This window comes from Pseudoalteromonas sp. 2CM37A (assembly GCF_023161885.1).
GTDB classification, from domain to species: domain Bacteria; phylum Pseudomonadota; class Gammaproteobacteria; order Enterobacterales; family Alteromonadaceae; genus Pseudoalteromonas; species Pseudoalteromonas atlantica.
The window spans coordinates 81,461-102,824 of the sequence record NZ_JALNTJ010000002.1 but is presented as its reverse complement, the minus strand read 5'-3'; the positions used below and the strand labels follow the sequence as shown (position 1 = coordinate 102,824).

The window sequence follows — 21,364 nt, the reverse complement described above, 5'->3', positions numbered from 1 at the left end:
GATGATTGGTTGAGTTTGAGCCATCAGGTTTAATGCCAATGGCGTTAAACCTGATGGCTCGGATTTTTAATTTGAAGCTAAATTTTTTGTATATTCAAAATCTATAACTGTTCTCCAACCAATAGTTACCCTGCTTAATAAAGCCATCTAACTTTTTATTTTGTGAATTGCATGTATCCAATGTAGATATCCAATACTCCAATTCGGTCTCATTATGCTGCATTGGATAAAAATCTTTTAGAGTAAAACACATAAAGTTCAACTGCCATTGAAAGTCAATTTCTTTAAATACAACAATTTCAGCAATATTAAAATAAAATTTATCTAAGCTAAAAAAATCATCAAAAATAATGCTTAATATAGCAGGTACTTCATGCCTAACCACTTCAACATTTTTCACACCTAGGTGACTGGAGAGTGAATCTATATGGAGCTTATTACCAACCTCAACCTTTTTATGTAAGCTATCAAAATAAGGAGATGATTTGATTATGGGTAGAACAAGCTCTTCAAACCAACCTAAGATATCCATTCTCAAATTATTGTCATTGGGTAATGTCTTATAAGACGTTATCTCACCCTGATTTATGCTAAAGCCTTCTTCGCTAAAAGCTCTGTCTCTCAACGTTTCAAACTCTCTGACAAATGAGGGTAAAAGTAGTTGTGGAGCAATTTTTTCGACAATTAAACTGCACAATAATTTCAGAGTATTATTTTTAGTTTTAGATAACTCTAATAAACTATTAAATTCCTCCTTCAACTTAGCTATTTGATCAACTTCATCCTTTGTCAGGCTATTAGTTGATAATTGCTCTTCAATATCAACCTTCAACAGCTGTTTAAAAAGTGATTTAACAAGAAGTACATACTCATCTAGGTGGCTACGATTTATAGTAAGACCATTCCCTTGATGATAAAGTTTATTCCTCAACCCGTGGAAAAACTCAACCCTAGCAAGCTCTTTGACATTAATACCTTGCCTACTATTTTTCACCCCTTCAATAACATGATGAAAACCTTTACGAAGAATATTATACCGTTCATCTTCAGGGGTAGTTGAGCCTGTAATATGTTTTGGCAACCCTAGATAAGTTTTAAATAACATCTCAGCACCAACATCCAGTAATAGGAATGCTATTAGATTATCTTCTTCATTCCGCTTTGCTGCATGATATATTGCCTCACTAACTATTTTTACAGGGGCTTTTTGCCAAGCATCTAATTTTTTTCTATCCATAAATCTTAAATCAGCCTCTCAGCAATATTTCATATTGAATATAAGCTAATACTACTTCATATTAAATACTCTTTTCTTCAATTATTAGGCTGTTATGTCACTTTTAAAATTTAGCCAAGCACTTATTCTTATCCTTGCAAGTACCCTGTCGCTTACAAGCTATGCGGCGCTTAATAAAAACGAGCGTGAAATAGTAAAACAAGTTGAGCAAAACATGCCGCAAGCGCTTAAAGAAATAGAACAAGCGGTAAACATTAATAGCGGCTCACTAAATATTGAAGGCGTAAAAAAGGTAGGCGCGCTGGCAAGCGAGCAACTAAAAGCCATTGGTTTTAAGGTTGAGTGGTTAGATGGCAGTGCGTTTAACCGCGCAGGGCATGTATTAGCAACCCATGAGAGTAATGATCCCGATGCAATAAAAATACTGATGATCGGCCATCTTGATACCGTGTTTGCTAAACACGATAACTTTACTACCTATAAACAAATTGATGAACACACCGCCAGAGGCCCAGGTGTAGCCGACATGAAAGGTGGTAACACTATTATAATTACCGCACTTAAAAGCCTGCAAGCGCTCAATTTACTTGAAAACGTAAGCGTAAAAGTGCTGCTTACCGGCGATGAAGAAAGCAGCGGCCGCCCACTTAGTTTATCTAAAAAGGCGATTGTTGATGGCGCAATTTGGGCTGACGTAGCGCTAGGTTTTGAGAACGGCGATAACAATATTAAAACCGCGATGGCGGCGCGCCGTGGCTATACCGGCTGGACGTTAAATGTAACGGCCAATGCTGCACATTCATCGCAAATATTTAGTGACAATGTGGGCTATGGCGCTATTTACGAGGCGTCGCGTATTTTAAATGACTTTAGAGAGCAACTAGCTACACAACCTAATTTAACCTTTAACCCCGGGCTTATTGTAGGCGGTACAAATGCCGATTACGATAGTGCTAACTCGTCAGCCACGGCGTTTGGTAAAAGTAACGTAATTGCGCAAACCGTCCATGTAGCGGGTGATTTACGGGCGCTTTCGCCAAAGCAGGTAGAAGGCGCTAAAAAAGTGATGCAGCAAATAGTGGCTAAAAGCTTAAATGGTAGCCACGCTGAGCTTATTTTTGAAGACGGCTACCCACCAATGGGGCTCACCAAGGGTAATAAAAAGCTGCTCGCACTGTATAGCCAAGCAAGCCAAGACTTAGGCTATAACAAAGTGGAGGCTGCAAACCCACGTAATGCCGGTGCTGCTGATATTTCGTTTGCTGCAAACCATGTTGATATGGCGCTTGATGGCCTAGGCCTAATGGGCAGTGGCGCACACACTAAAAACGAAACCGCCGATTTAACCTCGTTTAATAAAAACACCACTAAAACAGCACTGCTTATTTACAGATTAGGGCAGTTATAGACGCAGGCTTAGCCTTTATGGGTTAATAGGCTCTAACCGTTTGCCTGCTACTTGTAATGCAAACTTACGCAACGTTTTAAGCTGCGGGCTTTCGGTTTGCCAATAGTGCCAGTATAAAGGTGTATCAATATAATATTCTGGGAATAAATCGACTAACTCGCCTTTTATCAGCGAATCTCCTAGCTGTAATGTAGGTAATAGCCCATAACCTAGGCCTGCTATCATGGCTTGTTTAAATCCCTCTGACGAAGGGTAAATATGGGTAAACAGTGGGGCTGAGCCATTAATATCTTCTAAAAACTGGTGTTGTAGCTTGTCATACTCACTAAATACCAAGCACGGTAAATGCGCTAATTGCGAAAGCTCAGTAAGCTTATGTTGTTTTATAAAATCGGGGCTTGCAATGGCTTTGTAGCGTATGGCGCCAAGCGGGCTAACTAGTCCGCCATTAACGGGCTCGGGGGATGAGCTAATACACACCATAACCTCGCCGTCTTTCATTCTTTTATGGGCAATGGATTGATCTTCACTAATGACTTCAAAGCGTAATTTGCACGCAAGCTCTGTATCTAATACGGCGAGTGCTTCGGGCAGCCAGGTGGCAAGCGAATCCGCATTAGCAGCAAGCTTTACGCTAAGCGGGGTGTTTAAATCTGTGTGCTCGTTAAGTGCCTCTACATTAAGGGCCACTTCTAGCTGTAATACTTGCTGTAAATGATTAAGTAAGCGCTTGCCTAATGCTGTTGGCGATGGCGGCTGGGTTCTTATTAATACGGGTTCGCCTAGTTTGGCCTCAAGCTGATGAATACGCCTACTCACCGCCGATTGGGTAATAAATAATTTTTTTGAGGCCTTTTCAAATCCGCCTTCACTTATAACGGCACTAAGCGCATTGAGTAACTGGTAATCAATCATGAGTTTTACGCATATAACAATAAATATATTCATTGGATTTGTAACAGAATACCCCCTACCCTGCAAGGCATTGGGTAACTGGTTTTATTTGAGTGGATTAGAAGTATGTCGTTTTTGTCGGGTGTGATGTTAGGGCTAAGTTTAATTATTGCCATTGGGGCGCAAAATATTTGGATTTTAAGCCAATGTATGGCGGGCGCTAACCGTTTTGTTTTAGCTGCGGTTTGTATACTTTGCGACGCCACATTAATTATTGTAGGTGTATTTGCCGCTAATGAGTTAAAGCTATGGCTGCCGGGGTTATTACCGTGGTTAACGTGGGGCGGTATAGCTATGTTACTTTACTTAGCATTTGGCTCTGCGCGCAGCGCAATTAAAGGCACATCGGGGTTAAAAGTAACTCAGGTAATAAAAGTGAGCTGGTGGAAAACGGCCCTTGCGGCCTTTGCTATAAGCTTACTAAATCCACATGTTTATTTAGACACCGTATTACTACTTGGCAGCATTGGCGCATTACAACCCGCGCCTATGCACTTTGCTATTGGTGCTTGTGTGGCCTCTGTTATTTGGTTTAGTAGCTTAGTGTTGTTTGCGCCAAAATTAAAAAAGGTTTTAAGCTCCCCGTTTAGGTGGCGCGTATTTGATAGCTGTATTGCGGTTATTTTATGTTTTGTGGCGTTTCAGTTATATAACGTGCCAAGCCAATAAGCCAAAACAGCGGTAGTTATGTATTTAACTACCGGTGTTGTTAGCCATTTTTTAAAAGACTAAGACATTATTTTATAAAGTAATTCTCGCACTGTGGCCGGTTCAAACGGTTTATCACAAATGGCATCAACTCCTGCTTGCGCAATATTAGCTAGGTGAGTGTCGTTTGCCTCTGAGCTCACCATTAAAATAGGAATATGCGAGTAAGCATTTGAGCCACGTACTGTTTCGGTTAGCTCGCGGCCATCCATTTCTGGCATGTTGTAATCGGTAACGATTAAGTCGAACGACTGTTCACTAAGGTGCGCTATGGCTTCTTTTCCGTTTTCGGCTTCTACCGGTTCGGGGATCCCCATGCCAGCAAGTACGCGTATTATGTGTTTACGAGCAAAGCGGCTGTCGTCTACTACAAGTACGCGAAGTAGCGTTACATCAAAATGATCAAGATCTACCTCTTCTTCGCTTATTATATCGAGAGTTGCTTTGAGTGCGCGAGTAATGGCTTTTGCGCTAAAAGGTTTAGGTAAAATAGCCAACACACCCGACTGGCGTAGTTGCTCAAGGTACTTTTTATTACGCTCGCTCGATATAAGCATAAAGGGTTGATGTTCAGTGGCGGGGTTAAGTCTTATTTTTTGCAATAATGAGTCGGCGGTGCCGTCTGATAAGTACATCGAGCTTATTACTAGGTCTGGGTGGTAACTTTCAAGTAACGATAAAACCTGCGCTTGGGTAGCCGCAGTTTCTACTTGTTTAACACCACTTTCTGCAAGCGATTTTATTATTATTTTTTGCTGAACTTCTGAAGGCTCTACAAGTAAAATGGACAAGTTTGCTATTGCAGTTAGGTCGCTCATTCAAGTCTCTTTAGTATTGTTATAATAAGGATAATAATAACATTGTTGTCTCGTTAATATTATATAAAGAGATTGTAATATTTAAGAAAACATTAGCAATCTCTTTAAAATATAGCACTTTCTAATTAGATTGGATGTATTCTAATGCATTCATTTTTTTGTACGTTACGTTGCTGTGCATTATGTGAACAGGGTTAGGGTCTACCACTTCTACAGGTATGTCGTAATTACGGGCTATTTCTAATGCCATTTGGGTAATATTTACACTAAACGAGGTGCCCATAAATACAATTTTATCGGCGTTGAGCATACGCTGCTGTGCTTCGGTTATTCTGTAAAGCTCAGTGTAAAATTCATCGAACAACAACACAAAAGGCTTAAACGAATGATTAAGCTCAGGTGTTTGGTTTTGAATATTAAATAGCTCAAAAAGAGACTCATGCAGGCGGCTTTCATCTACACTATCCCACGGGGTCATAAGCGGTTTAACGGCTTCGCCTTGCTCATGAAATAACGTCATTTGATCGAGCCTGCCGTGTATAGCAATGTAATTTTTGTTACCGGCTTTGCCATCAAGACCATCTATATTTTGGGTTATTAAATTTTTATCGCTCAGCCAATGGTGTACTTCATTAGAGCCATGGTTACGATAGGCAGCAAAACGGTTGTAATACCAGGCTAAAAACTCGCGCGGATTGTTTTGATACATAGCGCGCGTGGCCATTTCCATGGGCGTATAATTTTTACTGCCTATAGTCCAAAAGCCATCTTCGCCTCTAAATGTAGGTATGCCACTGGCTGCGCTTACCCCTGCACCGGTAATATAAAGTGTATTCACTGTGTTACCTCGTACCCTAATACATCGCTTATTACTTGCTGTTGATTATTCATGCCGCCAATACGATATAAAGCCCCATTGTGCTCAAGTAGGCCACGGTGATCCATACTGCCAACAGCTACATTAGGTAATACCTGCCACGTGTTTTGCTTTATATTAAAACGCCATACATGGTTGCTCGCCGGAGCTGGCTGTTTATTGTAACCAATACCGTTGTAGTTATAGGGGTTATTAGAGCCGCCAATCATGTAAATATTGTTATTGTAGCTAGTAGCAGCCATACGGTAATGCGATTCACCTGTAGGATGAGGTAACGTGCGCCAATCTATTTTTAGCGGATTGTTGGCATTTATTGTGCCTTTTAAACACTGAGCAACACCTGCAAACGAGCGGCGAGAATCTGGATTTGCTTGGGTTTTAACGCCATCGCAAATAACAATAGTATTACCACTAATAGCAGCCGCTTGGCCAAATACTGGCTCACCTAAAAAAGGCGACGCCTGCTGCCATGTATTGTTTTTAGTATCGTAAACTTGTACTAAATTTACGTTGCCATCGTTATGCCAGCCGCTAATAAGGTATATGTAACGCTCTTTGTAGCTTAGCGCTACGCTGTCATCAACTGGTACTGGCATGCTTGCAAGGTGTTTATACGTATTGTTTTTTATATCGAAACGGTACACATCGGGGCTTGAAATTTCAGTATGATCGCTATCTACCGTATAACCACCAAAAATATAAGCGTATTCACCTAAGCCAACAGCAGTACTGGCTAAGCGCCCCTTTAATGGCAAACTTGAAGGCACACTCGCTTGTTGCTGCCAAGCGCTGTCGCCTAGTTTTAGTGAAAATACCTTATTGTGTACATCGCTATGTTGTTTGTTTTTACCAAGCCCCATAAAACTCAAAAAATAGCGTTGGTTTTCAACAGTTACCTTAGCTACGGCATTGTTTGCAACGGGTTCGGGTAAAGCAGGAAGGCTTGCTAACGCAATAGAAAAAAGAAGGCTCATAAAAACAAATAATATAAAAGTGACTAATACACTTAGGGTAAATTATTTTGCCTGTATGAACCAGCTAACTATAAGTAATTTACCTTATTAATGCGTGTGTTTAGGTGTGCTGCGTTTTACAAACCATCTAATAATTAATGATATAGCCAGCGAGCTAAATGAGATAAGCGAATTTACAAGCAGCGCCTAATTTACACGCCTTATCACTTGATTTTGAGGCTTTATTTATTAATTTTATTTAAAAACTACAAAACTTTAATAATTTAGCGCTAAGTTTTAAAACATCCTTGCTACTTAGTAATTTATGCTAGTTAGCCTAATAAAGTGTACTTTTAGCAATATAAAGTATGCTAATATTTTGTGGTAACAAATGTTTTACAAAAATATATCCTGTTTTTGATTTTTGATCCCTGTGGAGAAACCTAGGTGAAAATACCTAAAAAGTTATTGTGCTCACTAATTATTGCCTCACCAATACTTGCTGCAGAACCATTAAACGACGATGACTTAGACCTTGACGCGTTAATGGGAATGGATGTTCAAGCAACTTCTGCAATGAAACGAGCACAATCGGCCTTTAACACCGCCTCTTCTATTTATGTGCTAAGCAAAGAGCAAATTACCAGCTCGGGCGCTACCTCTATTCCTGAGGCATTAAAAATGGTGCCAGGCCTTACCGTAAGACAACTTGATAACAATCAGTGGGCTATTTCTGCACGCGGTGTTGCTTCACGGTATTCCAGCAAATTATTAGTAATGATAGATGGGCAAAGCCTATATACCCCCAAATTTGCGGCTGTGTATTGGGAGTCGTTGCATGTGCCTTTATACGATATTGAACGCATTGAGGTTATTCGTGGTCAGGGCGGGTTGTTATGGGGTAATAACGCAAATAACGGTGTTATCAATATCATTACTAAAAATAGCTTAGATACACGCAACACTTACGCTAAAGCAATTACAGGTAATCAAATAAATGCCGACATAAGCCTTCGCCATGGTGGTGATATTTCTGATATTGGTAGTTACAGGGGCTACTATAATACTAAAAATACCGCACCTTCTAAAAAAGGCAGCCGCATTAAACCTAATGACTTTACTAAACAGCACGCTGGCGGCTTTAGAGCTGATTTTACGCCAAGCGATGAGTGGTCAATCCTCCTGCAAGGGGATCATACCCACACAGAGCACGGCCAAAACCTTACTGGGGTAGTAGATGCGTCTAACCGCAGTCAGCAATTTCCAACTATTGCAGATAGGCGCGATACGCGATTAATGACCCGTGTTGAGCATCGCCTTTCAGATAATGCAAACCAAATGCTGCAAATGTCGTGGCTTAAACAACATGGTGAACAACCCTATATAAATGAAGATTTTGAATCGATTGACGTTGATTATCAAATGAACTTTATTACCGGAGCACTCCAAGTAGATTGGGGGCTTAATTATCGATTTAATGATATTTCTTTTCAAGACAGCATTTTTATTAATAGCGATAAAGACCTAGAAGACCTTCATCAATACGGTGCCATGCTGCAAGCGCAATACAGTGTTATTCCAGATACGTTAAACCTCATTGTAGGCACAAAAATAGAGCATAACGATTTAACCGGTTGGGAAAACCAATCCCTTGCCCGCTTTACCTATCAGCCAAATAGCGAGCACCTAGCATGGGGCTCAATTTCACGAAGCGTGCGTATTCCTACACTAATTGAATTTAACGATAACTTTAGAGTAAATGGCCAAAAAATCTCAGACGTTATTGGCATGCAGTCGGGTATTGCTGAAATTGATCAATACCATATAGCTACATTTTTAAATGGTAACGATAACGTAAAAGCCGAAAATTATATCTCGTACGAGCTAGGCTACCGTATATCAAAGGCGGAGTGGTCTTTAGATGTTTCTGCATTTAATACGCAAGCGGATGATGTGGCCGTAATTAGTTTAAACCCTCATGTAGAACAATTTATACCTGCATTAAACTTTTACTTAGCCGGGGAAGTGTCACAAGCATTTGCGGCGCTTCAAACAACAAGCTTAGATTACGACTTTGTTTCGGTAGGTGAAACCACCACAACCGGCGGTGATTTATTGTTCTCGATGCAATTAATTGACGACTTAAGCAGCGAAGTTGGTTACAGCTATACAAAAATAGATTACGACTTACCTAATGCAACGCGCCCTACTATTGGCTACGACTCAGTAAACAGACAATTATTTACTAAACTGAATTACCAATTAACTGAGCAGCATTCTATTTTTGCCACGCTAAGAGCCGAAAACTCAAGTACTTACAATACAGATAACTACACCGCTGTAGACCTTACATGGAACTGGAAAATAAACAATAGCTGGGCCACAGCAGTATCAGGCAAAAATTTATTTGCAGGCTCACACATAGAATACGCCAATACTCGCGAAACATTTACAGTTCCTAATTATATAGACGAGTGCGTTACGTTTTCTGTTAGTGCAACATTTTAAGAGAGCCAATGCTTAAGCCTTTAAATCGATTGCTTTACCTATTTTTTTGCCTTGCGCTTTGTACAAGCTCAAGCGCGTTTGCGGTGCAAAAAGAATATGTGCTTAAAGCAGGCTTTTTATATAACTTTGCCCGCTTAGGGCAATGGCATTCTGCACCCGAAAACGGCTCCGACTTTTTAATTTGTAGCCCCGACAGCCAATTTATAGCAATAGCAAATGCCGCCCTAGAAAACAGAAAAGTACATAATCGCCACTTACGAAATAAACTAACTCCCCTGGAGACAACTGCACTTGAGGGCTGTGATATAGTATTTATTACCGATAATACCTATAACATGTGGTTAGATGCCCACCCCGCGCTTAATTTAAAAAATACAATGATAGTTGGCGAAACCGATGGCTTTATAGCCGCACAAGGACATATTCGATTTTTCCTTTCAAGTAGTAAGGTGCGCTTTGAAGTTGCCCCAAGCAAGCTTAAAAAGGCAGGCATTACTATGAGCTCAAAAGTGCTGCGCCTCGCACGTGTTGTTGAGGGATAAACAATGAAAAACTACTTCTCACTCAACTCAATGAGTAAAAAGCTGCTGTTTATTTTAATGAGCGTTGCGCTTATTTCTACCGCTACCGTTACTGCTGTTTTTAGCGCGTATGAGCTAAAAACCGCAAAACAAGAACAAACACAAAGCCTAAAATCACTCTCGCAAATATTAGCCCCCAATATTAGTACTGCTTTAATATTTTACGACACCGCCGCAATAAAAGAGCTGATTGAGCCGTTATTAATGCGCTCCGATATTGTATCGGTAGAAGTGATAAACAATTTTAGCCAACAACTTGCAAGCGTAACATCGCCTAAATACAGCCAAGAAAGCTCAGCCCCGCATACAATAGAAGTAAAAACACCATTAACAATTGACGCTCAACGCTACGGTACGCTGATTGTGCGCGCCGACGACAGTGACCTAAACGACAGAGCCGCTTTTTATGGCCGGTTTATTATTGTTTTAATGATTTTTAGCTTTATTTTAAGTTTGCTTGTATCGCTAATGCTCAGAAAGCGTTTTTTAAACCCCATTTTATATTTAGCACAAACAGCAGAGCAAATTACCTCATCTAACGACTATAGCTTACGTGCAAAAGAGCTTTCAAAGGACGAAGTGGGTAAGCTAACAAGCTGTTTTAATACCATGCTGCAAACTATAGAACAACGCGATAACCTGCTAGAAAACCAAGTAAAACGAAGAACAAAAGAGCTCGAAAATGCCAATGTTCAGCTGCATCAATATGCCTATCAAGATGGCTTAACCGACCTACCTAACCGCCGTTTTTTTTATGAGCACCTGCAACAGCTTGTAAGCAATCCTGAACAACCATTTTCTTTGGTATTTATTGATTTAGATGGCTTTAAAGAAGTAAACGATAGCTTAGGCCACGACTTTGGTGATTTATTACTTCACGAAGTGGCTAAGCGACTTCGCCGCTGCTTAAAACAGCAAGACATAGTGGCGCGCTTAGGCGGTGATGAGTTTACCCTAATACTAAAAGGAATAAGCGATACAACAGCGGTTTCGCACATTGCACACGATGTAATGAAAAGCCTGACCCGAACGATAACCATAAAAAACGAACATGTGCAGGTAACCGCGAGTATAGGCGTGGCGTTTTTTCCGCATGACGGCATATCGGTCGAAACCTTAGTAAAACGAGCCGACCAAGCGATGTATTTGTCAAAAAGTAAGGGGCGAAATAGGTTTGAGTTTTTCTCATACGAAATGGAAGAACTGGCGATTGAAAAGCGCCGCCTTATAGAAGAAATACGCATTGGCTTAAATAACAATCAATTTGAGCTTTACTATCAGCCAATATGGGACCCCCATTCACGTACGTTAAAAAAAGCTGAAGCGCTGATCCGTTGGAACCACCCAGAGCGAGGCGTTATTGGCCCTGTTGAGTTTATCGATATAGCAGAGCAAAATGGCTTGATAAAAGAGCTAGGCGAATGGGTTAAATCGCAAGCTGTTCGCGATGCGGTGCAGTTTAATAAACTAAGCTATACACCGGTGCAAATTAGTGTAAATACCTCACCTTTAGAAATTGATCGCGACGGTATTTGGGCTACCCAATGGGTAGAGGCGTGCAAACTTTATAATTTGCCACCTCATACAATATTAATTGAGATAACTGAAAACAGCTTAATGGACCCAGATAACGCGATTCAGCATCATTTAAAACGCCTTAATGCGCTTGATATAGACATTGCCATTGATGATTTTGGTGTTGGGTACTCATCGCTTGCGTACTTGCAGCAGTTAGACATTGATATACTTAAAATAGATCAATCGTTTATACAAAATATTGAAGCCAACAGCAGCAGTATAGCGCTAATTAAAGCCATAATTACTATGGCGCATAACTTAGGGGTAGAAGTGGTCGCCGAAGGGGTAGAAACACCAACCCAACAAGCACAATTAATCGCGTTGGGCTGTGATTACATTCAAGGCTACTTATATTCTAAACCGCTTTCAAAGCAAGATTTTATAAATAGCCATCTGCAAATAAAAGCAACCGTTGAATAACCTACAACCAGCGCGGTACGGTTTGCTTATATTTTAGGTAGTCATTATTAAAACGCGTTACTAAATGCGCTTCTTCAACCGCTATTTGTTTATAAAGCGCATATAAGCCCACAGCAAGGCAAATTAAGCTAAATAAGCTTGGTAATGCTAAAAAGAACCCCAACTGAGCAGTTGCCACACCAACATACATAGGGTTACGCGAAAAACTATATAACCCGGTAGTTTTAAGTGTTTGAGGCCCATTTGGGTCTATACCCGAGCGCCAAAGTGACGCCATATGAAAATGAACAACCATACTGAGCACAAAGCCCGCCGTGAGCATAATATTGCCAAACATAACCCCCGGCCACCCATTTAAGGTATAAAACATACCTAAGTAGTTATCGGTGGCAGGCACAAACACACGCAGCACACACACAAACCATATAGCAGCTCTAAAAAACTTAAACGCCATATGATTCCACCAGCTAGTACAAAACTTAGCGCCAGGAAAAATAACACCCGCAGGCGTTGAACGGTTTTTATAAATAATTCTAACGGTGTAAAACCCCGCCACAAACGTATAAAAAAGCGCTAAATACACACGCGTAAATTCGATTAGCGAAGCAGAATCATCTATAAACGGTTGGTAACTCATTAATTTATTTTCTTCATCCTTTTATAATAATTTCATCATAATGGTCATGCTATTCATTAACAAGGTTAGTGTGCTAAAAACGTATAGTGGGCTTTTATTTAAAAACTATAATTTATACCCGCGTAGTAGCGTCTACCTGAGTAACTTGAACTTAATAAACGCGCATCGCTGTCATCACCTAAACGCGTAACAGTTTCCGATTTAGTTAAGTTAATAACAGAGGCTGTTAAACTTAAGCCATCAGATATATTAATGGCGGCATTTACATCAACTTGCTCGTAAGGGTCTTGGTATACATTTAAACCGCTATTTAAGCCAAGTACTGTTTCGCCGCGTTTATTATACGACGCGCGAAGAGTAAAGTACTCGCCTTCGTAATAAGCAGAGGTGTTGTACTGGTATTTAGCGCTTCCAATTAATGGCGATTGGCCAAATTCTTCGCCATTTACACTTACATCGGCTTTATTGGTTTTGTTATAGGTGTAATTAGCATAAAAACCAAAGCCACCTGCAAATGCATGTTGAATAAATACTTCAGCCCCTTTTGATACCGCATCGGTGCCGTTACCCACTGTGCTGTATGGCGCAACGCTAATTACACCGCTCTCTACTATATTTTCTTTACCTGCAAACTCTTGCTGCATATCGATTACCAGCGGCACAACAAAGTTATCAACCTTTTTATGAAACAACGCTAACCCCAATGCAGAGCCCTCGGCGTAATAATATTCAATAGATAAATCGGCCTGCACTGATTCAAAAGGTTTTAAATTTTTATTACCGCCACTGCCACTAAAACCTGCAAGTTCGTTGAATGCGGCTCTGTCTTCTGCCCATTCATTTGATACAAACGTAATACGCTGCTGCGAGCCTAAATCACTGTAATCTGGTCGTGCCATCACTTTAGCAATAGCGCCTCTAATCACTAAATCGTCGGTGGCATCCCACGCTATGTTAAAGCTTGGTAGAATTTGTGTGTCGGTATTTTTTTGTGTAACCAACTGATAATCTTCTACAAAACGCGCATCGCCAGTTACCGGCTCGCCTGTTTCATCATTGGTGTGATCAAGTTGATAAGTATATAAATCGGTAGAAGAGGTTAATGTTTTAGTTTGTACTACGCGCACACCTAAATTACCTCTTACTTCACTAAATTCAAAATCGCCTTGAATGTAAAACGCTGATATTTTTTCTTCAATATCGTATACAAAGTTATCTTCTATGCGGGTATAAGGCGTGTAGTTGTCGGTTACTAAATCTCGGTATTTATCCCAATCTATGCTGGGCATTTGGTTTATATTAAACCCGCCAACTATATTGGTTTGATTAATAAACACATCCTCGGCAAGTGGCATACCGCCATTCCATTGGTAGCTATCAAATTGCGTTATACCTTGCTCACTCGCTTCACCTGCAGCAATATCAAAGTTAGGATCTAAAAAAAACGTATTGCCGGTCTCGCGGTGTAAGTTAGCATGGCGGTATTTAGCCCCGGTTCTAATCGTTTTTAAAAATCCCCAATCAACATAAAAGTCGATGTCGGCTTGATAATAATCCTCTTCGAGTTCGCTGCGCACAAAGCTTGAATTTGACGAACCCGCATCACGCCCGCCGCCTAAGCCACTTTGCAAGTTAGCTAATGTGTTGGAATCAATACTCAGCGATACATTATTTTCATTTAAAGACCACGCTGCGCTTTGCGATGCGTTTTGAATAACGGTTTCGTTTTCACCGGCGTTTGAGCTTTTATATGCGGCTTCCCAACTTTCTTCAGGACCGCCCTCAGATTGAGTGTTACCAATAACAAAGCGGGCTTTAAAGCTATCGCCTTCGTAGGTTAAATTAAAAACGATAGTATCGGAGGTAGACTCTTCTCGTACATAACTGCCACGCATCCACGGAAATTGCATATCGTTTTCAACACCGCTAGCACTGGCATTGTATTGCATACCCGTTGCAATGGTGCCTGTTTCATCCAGGTTTACTGCGCTTAAAAAGTCAGGATTGAGTGACCACTCGGGAATATCAATGACTGATTCGGTTCGGTCTTGCCCAAGTGTAAAACCAAAGTAGTTAAACCCTAGCTCTAAGCGATTAGTTGGGCGCCATTGTGTACTAAATTGAATACCTTCACGCTCACGTTTTTCATTAAGCACAGAGCCACGTACAACTTGCGGAAACCACACGCCATCATAACGATTACCGCTGGCATCACTTATCGTATCCCACCCGTTATTGTTATCAACGGCATTACCATTAATATCAGTCGGTTGACCGCCACCCGTGTAACGCCATACATTTGCATCGGTACTGCCTGTTAAAGTGCGATTAGTACGCTCTTGATAGGTATAACCCACTAATACGCCAAAGGTGTCTTCGTCATTTTTCCACGAATATAAGCCACTAAATTGCGGCTCGTACTCTTTTGTCACATCGGCGTAAGTAGATTCAACGTTAAATACACCTGAGTTTGCCTCCATGCTTAAAGGCTTGCGGCTATGCATTAATACTGTGCCGCCCACGCCGCCTTCATCTAAACGCGCTTCGGGCGATTTATACACTTCTACGCTTTCTATCATGGCAGAGGGCAGTAAAGTGTAATCGAACGAGCGTGAAGGCTCTCCAGGTGATGAGGCTATAAAATTGCCATTAAGCTGAGTGAATGTAAGCTCAGATGATAAACCACGAATACTCACCGATGCCCCTTCTCCGCCATCGCGTTCAATAACAACGCCGGGGACACGCTGCAACGAATCCGCTACATTTTTATCAGGAAATTTGCCAATATCTTCGGCAGTAATTGCATCCACCACAGAGCCAGACATACGCTTAACATCTAAGTTCTCAGCCATGCTTGAGCGTATACCCCGTACCTCAATTACTTCCATATTTTTTTTAAGCAGTGTTTTAGCGTTTTGTGAGGCAGCATCATCAGCTAAGCTAAATGGGCTTGAGGTAATAAGTGATGCACAAAATAAAGATTTATATACTTTAGATAAAGGATAATGACGTAGGCAATTAATCATTTTTTACAGCTATTCCATTTACATTGCTTAGGCTAAGCAAATCAGTGATCCATTAGCGTATTGCAGTACGTAATGGCAAATTGCTGCAAAGTTTACATGGCGAAACTTAATGTATTGTTAACGCTTGGCTTAATTTAGTCTCAACTGTGGTTAAAAAATAACTCACACCTCACTATTTATTCTTATTAGGGTTTATGCGCCCGTTTTTAAGCTATTTAATGCTACCTAAAGTGGAAATAACCCCTTGTTATAAAAATATTACCCGCCGCTTTACTTCACCTGAACTCCGATTAAGAGATTTACTAACAAATTGAATTCCAGTGATAGTTAAATTTATTTTCTCTAGCCAGAGATAGGTTTATTACCCACAGTTCAAATTATTTAATATGTGCCGGTACGCATTCTTGTTAAAGCAAAAAACCGCTTTCGCGGTTTTATTTTATGCTTGTTGTTTTAACGTATTTACTCAATCAGTTATTAGAGTTTAATTGGCTGGTAAATTGGCCCACCGCATTAACCACTTTTTGGGCTCCATCTTGAATTTCTGCCATAACCTCACCCGACTCTTTAGAAAGCGCTAAACCTTGCTCTGCTTTTTCTTTGCCTTGCTCAATAACCGCTACCGTACTTTGAGTTTGTGACTGATTACGCTGCACCACTTCCACAATTTCTTCTGTTGCTTTTGATGTTCTTGACGCTAAATGCCTTACTTCATCAGCAACCACGGCAAACCCGCGCCCTTGCTCTCCTGCACGCGCAGCCTCTATTGCAGCATTGAGTGCAAGTAAGTTGGTTTGCTCGGCAATACTACTTATGCTTTGCACTATGCTGGCTATTTGTTGTGATTGTTGATCCAGCGCCGAAATTTCGTTAGCTGCTTGCTCCATATTTACAGCCAGCTCGTTCATAACAGATACGGTTTCTTGTAATACGCAGCTGCCACGCTCTGCGGTTTTATCTGTTTCTGTAGAGGTGCCATAGGCTATTTCGGCTGCTTGCGAAATAGCAATTTCACGGTTTACTTGCTCAGTAATTACGGTGGCAAATTTCATTACCTTATAAAGCTGATCCGCATCATTCGAAATAGGGTTGTAGGTGGCTTCTAACCAAATTACATTGCCATATTTATCTATACGTTTAAACCTGTCGGCAATAAATTGGCCTTGCCTAAGCTTGCTCCAAAACTGTTGGTATTCAGCCGAATTAGCTTCTTCGGTTTGACAGAATACCCGGTGATGCTGGCCAATTATTTCTGATTCATTGTACCCCATGGCTGACAAAAACTGATCGTTTGCCGTTAATACATGCCCCTGTAAATCAAACTCAATCACAGCCATAGAACGATAAATCGCTTTTATTGTGTCGCTTTGTTCACGAGAGGTTGTAATGGTTTTAGTAAGTACGGTGCCAAACACCGAAAAATACAATAACTGATTTTGCTCACCCACCACTGGGTGCACAATTAATCTTAGCCATTCTGCATCACCATCTTGGCGAACAAATTCAATAGCCCCACTCCAGTGGCCTTCTTTTTGGAATGCTTTTTCAAGTTCTGCGTATTCAGGTGATAACCGCGACTGATCAGCAATAAAATCGCCTAGCTGATTATTTGTTAAATTATCTTCGTTATACCCTAATGCGTTTAAAAAGTTATCGTTAGCATGCGAAATTCGCCCATCATAAAGTACATTAAGTACCAGCATTTCTTTGTAAAGCCCTTCCCACACTTGCTCTAAAGGGTACAACTGAGCTTTTAAAGCGGCTATTTCGTTTTGCTTACCTTTTGAAAAAAACATTAATTTCCCTACCAAAAAACACTAAATCAAGTTACTTCCAGTATAGGAGGTATTAATGATAACGCGATAATTAATAAGTAGTTTAAGCTAATTTATTGCTAAATTTGTAAGCATATGTTCCTTTTTATGTGTTCAGCCTTCACTTTCAACTAGGTTTACATACTTTTGTGCTAGCTGCTCAAGTGACTCCCTATTTAAAGGATCGCTTTTAATGCAATTAATGGGGCACACTATGACACACGTTGGTTTATCGTAATGCCCTACACATTCGGTGCACTTATCAGGGTCTATTTGATAAGTTTTTGACCCCATGAAAATCGCGCTGTTGGGGCACTCATCTACACATACATCGCAGTTAATGCATTTATTATTTATAAATAGTGCCATGCTAGCGCTTACTCACTTGCTACTTTTTTATAGGGGTTGCGGGTATCTTGGTGCTCATCTAAATTGCGCATTAATATTGCGTGCTCTAAATTAATGCGTGTATCTAATCGAATTTTAACGTGATGCCCAGAGCCTTTTGCATCACTAATACTTTCGCCCTTTTTGTTTTGCATGTATTCAAGTTCAAAAATAATGTTCCCTTGTGGTGTCATCAGTTCAAGTGAGTGGCCTGTGCAAAATTTATTTTTTACGTCTATGTTTACTAATCCATTTTCGTCACGCCCTAGCACTTCACCTACAAATTGCTGCTTAGTTGATACAGAGTGACCGTATTCATAGTTTTGATAATCTTGGTGGGCATGGCGCTTTAAAAAGCCTTCGGTGTAGCCTCTATGCGCTAAGTTCTCAAGTGTTTTAAATAAGTGAGTATCGAATGGTTTACCCGATGCCGCATCGTCTATTGCTTGTCGATACACTTGCGCGGTGCGCGCTACGTAATAAAACGATTTTGTCCGCCCTTCTATTTTTAAACTATGTACACCCATTTTTGTTAACTGCTCTACGTATTGCACAGCGCGCAAATCTTTTGAATTCATAATATACGTGCCGTGTTCATCCTCAAATGCAGGCATATACTCACCTGGGCGACCTTGCTCTTCAAGCATGTAAATATTATTTGTTGGCGCACCTTCACCCAGACTTGGTGTAACTTGATTAGGGTCAATTTTATGCACCATGTCGCCCGTTTCGTTTTCAACGCCCGGTTTTACATCGTAATTCCAGCGGCAGGCATTCGTGCAGGTGCCTTGGTTTGGGTCGCGCTTGTTAATATAACCCGAGAGCAAACAGCGCCCAGAATACGCCATACATAACGCCCCATGTACAAACACCTCAAGCTCAGTATTTGGGCAAAGCGTACGTATTTCTTTTATTTCTTCAAGCGAGAGCTCGCGCGATAAAATAACTCGCTCAATACCTTGTTTTGCCCAAAACTGAACACTTGCATAATTAACTGCATTTGCTTGCACCGATAGGTGAATAGGCATGGCTGGCCACTTTTCTCGTACCAGCATAATTAACCCAGGATCTGACATAATAAGCGCATCGGGTCCCATAGCAATCACTGGTTCTATATCACGTAAATACGATTTAACCTTTGCGTTATGCGGAGCAATATTTGAAACCACATAAAACTTTTTATTTTGCGCATGGGCTTCATTAATCCCTATTTGTAATGTCTCTAAATCAAACTCATTATTACGTACCCGCAAACTGTAGCGAGGCTGGCCGGCGTAAACGGCATCGGCTCCATATGCAAAGGCGTAGCGCATATTTTTTAAACTCCCCGCAGGGCATAACAGTTCAGGAATAAAAGAGGTTACAGAAGAAACAGCTGGCATATGCGCTCCATACAGCTAACCGAGTACACGTCGGTTACATGATTAATTAATTTACAAGCGCGGCATTATAAATGCGACAAACATTGTGCTTTTGATCAAGATCATAAAACTGCAACCAAACTGGTTTTTAATAAAATTAGGTTTTTTCAATTAAAACGCGTATAATTCGCGCCCGTAAATATTCACACTTTTATTTAAAAATTATTGGAGCATAAAGATGGCTTTAGAGCGTACTTTCTCAATCGTAAAACCTGATGCAGTAGCAAAAAACCACATCGGCGCAATCTACAACCGTTTCGAAACTGCGGGTCTTAAAATCGTTGCAGCTAAAATGGTTCACCTTTCAAAAGAGAAAGCTGAAGGTTTCTACGCAGAGCACAGCGAGCGTCCTTTCTTCGGTGCTTTAGTATCTTTCATGACATCTGGTCCAGTAATGGTTACCGTTCTTGAAGGCGAAAACGCTGTTCTTAAAAACCGTGAAATCATGGGTGCTACTAACCCTGCTGAAGCACTAGCTGGTACTTTACGTGCAGACTACGCTGATAGCATCGACGAAAACGCTGTTCACGGTTCTGACGCTGTTGAATCTGCTGCTCGCGAAATCGCGTACTTCTTCGCTGACGAAGAGCTTTGCCCACGTACTCGTTAATTCGAGTTTTACAGTTAACGCTGTAATGCAAAGTAAGAAAAGGGCTTTCGAGCCCTTTTTTAGTCATTACGTAAAGTATCCTTAAGTGCATTTTTGATATTTTACTTAATGATTAAAGTGGGTGAATTGTGTACAATTCGCCCTTGTAAATTTTATCTCCACCGTCACCGATTGAGGTTGTTTCATGACCGAGCAAAAAAAGATTAACTTATTAGATTTAAACCGAGATGCAATGCGCGAGCTATTTGTATCATTCGGTGAAAAGCCATTTCGTGGCGACCAGGTGATGAAATGGATTTATCATTTTGGCGTTGATAACTTTGACGACATGAGCAACGTTAATAAAAAGCTTAAAGAAAAGCTTAAAAACGAATGTGAAATTGTTGCGCCAGAAATCTCTGTTCGCCAGCAAGCAAGCGACGGCACAATTAAGTACGCATTAGTGCTTGATGGCGGCCAAGAAGTTGAAGCTGTATGGATCCCAGAAAAAGACCGCGCCACCTTGTGTGTATCTTCGCAAGTCGGTTGTGCCCTTGAGTGTACGTTTTGTTCAACTGCGCAACAAGGCTTTAACCGTAACCTTAAAGTGTCTGAAATTATTGGCCAAGTTTGGCGTGTAGCTAAAGACATAGGCCTTGATGGCAACAGCGAAAAACGCCCAGTTACCAACGTAGTAATGATGGGTATGGGCGAGCCCCTACTTAATATTAAAAACATAGTGCCGGCAATGGAACTAATGATGGACGACTGGGGCTTTGGCTTATCTAAGCGCCGCGTAACATTAAGTACCTCAGGGGTTGTACCTGCCCTAGATTTATTAAAAGAAAAAATAGACGTAGCACTTGCTATTTCTCTTCACGCTCCCGATAACGCTCTGCGTGACGTACTTGTACCAATCAATAAAAAGTACCCAATTGAAGAATTTTTAGCCGCGTGTCGTCGTTATATCGATGGCTCTAAAGCAAATAAAGACGTGACTATTGAATACGTTATGCTAAATGGCGTTAACGACAGCACCGACCAAGCACATGAGCTGGTTAAAACGCTTAAAGGTACACCTTCTAAAGTTAACCTTATTCCGTTTAACCCGTTCCCGGGTAACGAATACACGCGCTCTAGCAACAGCCGTATTGACCGTTTTTCTAAGGTTTTACAAGCTGCGGGTATTACGTGTATTGTTCGTCGTACTCGTGGTGATGATATTGACGCCGCCTGTGGGCAATTAGCCGGCGATGTTGTTGACCGTACTAAACGTATGGCGAAAAAGAAAATGCGCGACGATAACGCAATTAGCGTAAATATCCAGCAAGCATAAGCCTGTAACCACCCTGCGTATATTCCCTGTGCAGGGTGGTTAAGTTGTTTATTTTTAAATAAATGATGCAACACTAAGGGTTTTAGGTAAGATAGGCGCTATGGATAGAAAA

At 40.9% G+C, this 21,364-nt stretch carries 17 protein-coding genes; 7 read left to right on the top strand and 10 right to left on the bottom strand.

Going from position 1 to position 21,364, the window contains the following annotated elements:
* Window positions 1-94: 94 nt before the first annotated feature.
* Window positions 95-1,237 carry a hypothetical protein gene (locus tag MTF68_RS04180; protein WP_248461754.1) on the bottom strand — a complete coding sequence of 381 codons (1,143 nt, stop codon included), beginning with the start codon at window positions 1,235-1,237 and terminating at the stop codon, window positions 95-97.
* Window positions 1,238-1,331: 94 nt separating this feature from the next.
* On the opposite strand from MTF68_RS04180, the gene MTF68_RS04175 reads away from it, so the two are divergent.
* On the top strand, window positions 1,332-2,645 hold the full coding sequence (locus MTF68_RS04175; RefSeq protein WP_248461753.1) for a M20/M25/M40 family metallo-hydrolase: 1,314 nt from the start codon (window positions 1,332-1,334) through the stop codon (window positions 2,643-2,645).
* Between the two features lie 15 nt (window positions 2,646-2,660).
* Here the strand turns inward: MTF68_RS04175 and MTF68_RS04170 are convergent, their stop codons facing one another.
* A complete protein-coding gene (locus tag MTF68_RS04170; protein WP_248461752.1) occupies window positions 2,661-3,593 on the bottom strand; it encodes a LysR family transcriptional regulator ArgP in 933 nt (310 codons plus the stop codon).
* A gap of 72 nt (window positions 3,594-3,665) precedes the next feature.
* On the opposite strand from MTF68_RS04170, the gene MTF68_RS04165 reads away from it, so the two are divergent.
* Window positions 3,666-4,268, top strand: coding sequence for a LysE family transporter (locus MTF68_RS04165; protein ID WP_024032917.1), 603 nt, complete (start codon window positions 3,666-3,668; stop codon window positions 4,266-4,268).
* Between the two features lie 59 nt (window positions 4,269-4,327).
* Here the strand turns inward: MTF68_RS04165 and MTF68_RS04160 are convergent, their stop codons facing one another.
* The 3 genes from MTF68_RS04160 to MTF68_RS04150 all read right to left on the bottom strand — a co-directional run bounded on the left by MTF68_RS04160 (window position 4,328) and on the right by MTF68_RS04150 (window position 6,976).
* The gene (locus tag MTF68_RS04160) at window positions 4,328-5,125 is read right to left on the bottom strand and encodes a response regulator (RefSeq protein ID WP_004587007.1); all 798 of its coding nucleotides are present in this window, start codon (window positions 5,123-5,125) and stop codon (window positions 4,328-4,330) included.
* A 121-nt stretch (window positions 5,126-5,246) separates the two neighbouring features.
* Complete coding sequence (locus MTF68_RS04155; protein ID WP_248461751.1) at window positions 5,247-5,963, bottom strand: Sir2 family NAD-dependent protein deacetylase; 717 nt, start codon at window positions 5,961-5,963, stop codon at window positions 5,247-5,249.
* Window positions 5,960-6,976 (bottom strand): kelch repeat-containing protein, encoded by a 1,017-nt coding sequence (locus MTF68_RS04150; RefSeq protein ID WP_248461750.1) that lies wholly within the window; start codon window positions 6,974-6,976, stop codon window positions 5,960-5,962. Before MTF68_RS04150 ends, MTF68_RS04155 begins: the two co-directional genes overlap by 4 nt.
* Before the next feature lie 426 nt (window positions 6,977-7,402).
* Here MTF68_RS04150 and MTF68_RS04145 point away from each other — a divergent pair, with 426 nt between their 5' ends.
* From MTF68_RS04145 to MTF68_RS04135, 3 genes are read left to right on the top strand one after another with little or no spacing between them, the layout of a single operon-like run.
* Window positions 7,403-9,463, top strand: a complete 2,061-nt coding sequence (locus MTF68_RS04145) for a TonB-dependent receptor (protein ID WP_248461749.1) — start codon at window positions 7,403-7,405, stop codon at window positions 9,461-9,463.
* 8 nt (window positions 9,464-9,471) lie between these two features.
* Window positions 9,472-10,005, top strand: coding sequence for a YfiR family protein (locus MTF68_RS04140; RefSeq protein WP_248461748.1), 534 nt, complete (start codon window positions 9,472-9,474; stop codon window positions 10,003-10,005).
* Between the two features lie 3 nt (window positions 10,006-10,008).
* Entirely contained in the window at window positions 10,009-12,042 is a 2,034-nt protein-coding gene (locus tag MTF68_RS04135; protein WP_248461747.1) for an EAL domain-containing protein, read from the top strand.
* 1 nt (window position 12,043) lies between these two features.
* Here the strand turns inward: MTF68_RS04135 and MTF68_RS04130 are convergent, their stop codons facing one another.
* From MTF68_RS04130 to yegQ, 5 genes are all read right to left on the bottom strand, one after another.
* Window positions 12,044-12,679 (bottom strand): isoprenylcysteine carboxylmethyltransferase family protein, encoded by a 636-nt coding sequence (locus tag MTF68_RS04130; protein WP_055255594.1) that lies wholly within the window; start codon window positions 12,677-12,679, stop codon window positions 12,044-12,046.
* Window positions 12,680-12,777: 98 nt separating this feature from the next.
* Window positions 12,778-15,705: a TonB-dependent receptor gene (locus MTF68_RS04125; RefSeq protein ID WP_248461746.1), complete on the bottom strand. Its 2,928-nt coding sequence runs from the start codon at window positions 15,703-15,705 to the stop codon at window positions 12,778-12,780.
* A 470-nt stretch (window positions 15,706-16,175) separates the two neighbouring features.
* Window positions 16,176-17,501, bottom strand: a complete 1,326-nt coding sequence (locus MTF68_RS04120) for a PAS domain-containing methyl-accepting chemotaxis protein (protein WP_248461745.1) — start codon at window positions 17,499-17,501, stop codon at window positions 16,176-16,178.
* Window positions 17,502-17,633: 132 nt separating this feature from the next.
* Complete coding sequence (locus MTF68_RS04115; protein WP_055255597.1) at window positions 17,634-17,888, bottom strand: YfhL family 4Fe-4S dicluster ferredoxin; 255 nt, start codon at window positions 17,886-17,888, stop codon at window positions 17,634-17,636.
* A gap of 8 nt (window positions 17,889-17,896) precedes the next feature.
* Window positions 17,897-19,288 (bottom strand): tRNA 5-hydroxyuridine modification protein YegQ, encoded by a 1,392-nt coding sequence (gene yegQ, locus MTF68_RS04110; RefSeq protein WP_248461744.1) that lies wholly within the window; start codon window positions 19,286-19,288, stop codon window positions 17,897-17,899.
* A gap of 217 nt (window positions 19,289-19,505) precedes the next feature.
* On the opposite strand from yegQ, the gene ndk reads away from it, so the two are divergent.
* On the top strand, window positions 19,506-19,937 hold the full coding sequence (ndk, locus tag MTF68_RS04105) for a nucleoside-diphosphate kinase (RefSeq protein ID WP_004586996.1): 432 nt from the start codon (window positions 19,506-19,508) through the stop codon (window positions 19,935-19,937).
* Between the two features lie 184 nt (window positions 19,938-20,121).
* Window positions 20,122-21,252, top strand: a complete 1,131-nt coding sequence (locus tag MTF68_RS04100) for a bifunctional tRNA (adenosine(37)-C2)-methyltransferase TrmG/ribosomal RNA large subunit methyltransferase RlmN (RefSeq protein ID WP_248461743.1) — start codon at window positions 20,122-20,124, stop codon at window positions 21,250-21,252.
* Window positions 21,253-21,364: the final 112 nt, after the last annotated feature.

Coding starts and splice junctions, on each gene's coding strand:
- MTF68_RS04180 (WP_248461754.1), bottom strand. CDS start 1,237: ATGGATAGAAAAAAATTAGATGCTTGGCAAAAAGCCCCTGTAAAAATA.
- MTF68_RS04175 (WP_248461753.1), top strand. CDS start 1,332: ATGTCACTTTTAAAATTTAGCCAAGCACTTATTCTTATCCTTGCAAGT.
- MTF68_RS04170 (WP_248461752.1), bottom strand. CDS start 3,593: ATGAATATATTTATTGTTATATGCGTAAAACTCATGATTGATTACCAG.
- MTF68_RS04165 (WP_024032917.1), top strand. CDS start 3,666: ATGTCGTTTTTGTCGGGTGTGATGTTAGGGCTAAGTTTAATTATTGCC.
- MTF68_RS04160 (WP_004587007.1), bottom strand. CDS start 5,125: ATGAGCGACCTAACTGCAATAGCAAACTTGTCCATTTTACTTGTAGAG.
- MTF68_RS04150 (WP_248461750.1), bottom strand. CDS start 6,976: ATGAGCCTTCTTTTTTCTATTGCGTTAGCAAGCCTTCCTGCTTTACCC.
- MTF68_RS04140 (WP_248461748.1), top strand. CDS start 9,472: ATGCTTAAGCCTTTAAATCGATTGCTTTACCTATTTTTTTGCCTTGCG.
- MTF68_RS04135 (WP_248461747.1), top strand. CDS start 10,009: ATGAAAAACTACTTCTCACTCAACTCAATGAGTAAAAAGCTGCTGTTT.
- MTF68_RS04130 (WP_055255594.1), bottom strand. CDS start 12,679: ATGAGTTACCAACCGTTTATAGATGATTCTGCTTCGCTAATCGAATTT.
- MTF68_RS04125 (WP_248461746.1), bottom strand. CDS start 15,705: ATGATTAATTGCCTACGTCATTATCCTTTATCTAAAGTATATAAATCT.
- MTF68_RS04120 (WP_248461745.1), bottom strand. CDS start 17,501: ATGTTTTTTTCAAAAGGTAAGCAAAACGAAATAGCCGCTTTAAAAGCT.
- MTF68_RS04115 (WP_055255597.1), bottom strand. CDS start 17,888: ATGGCACTATTTATAAATAATAAATGCATTAACTGCGATGTATGTGTA.
- yegQ (WP_248461744.1), bottom strand. CDS start 19,288: ATGCCAGCTGTTTCTTCTGTAACCTCTTTTATTCCTGAACTGTTATGC.
- ndk (WP_004586996.1), top strand. CDS start 19,506: ATGGCTTTAGAGCGTACTTTCTCAATCGTAAAACCTGATGCAGTAGCA.
- MTF68_RS04100 (WP_248461743.1), top strand. CDS start 20,122: ATGACCGAGCAAAAAAAGATTAACTTATTAGATTTAAACCGAGATGCA.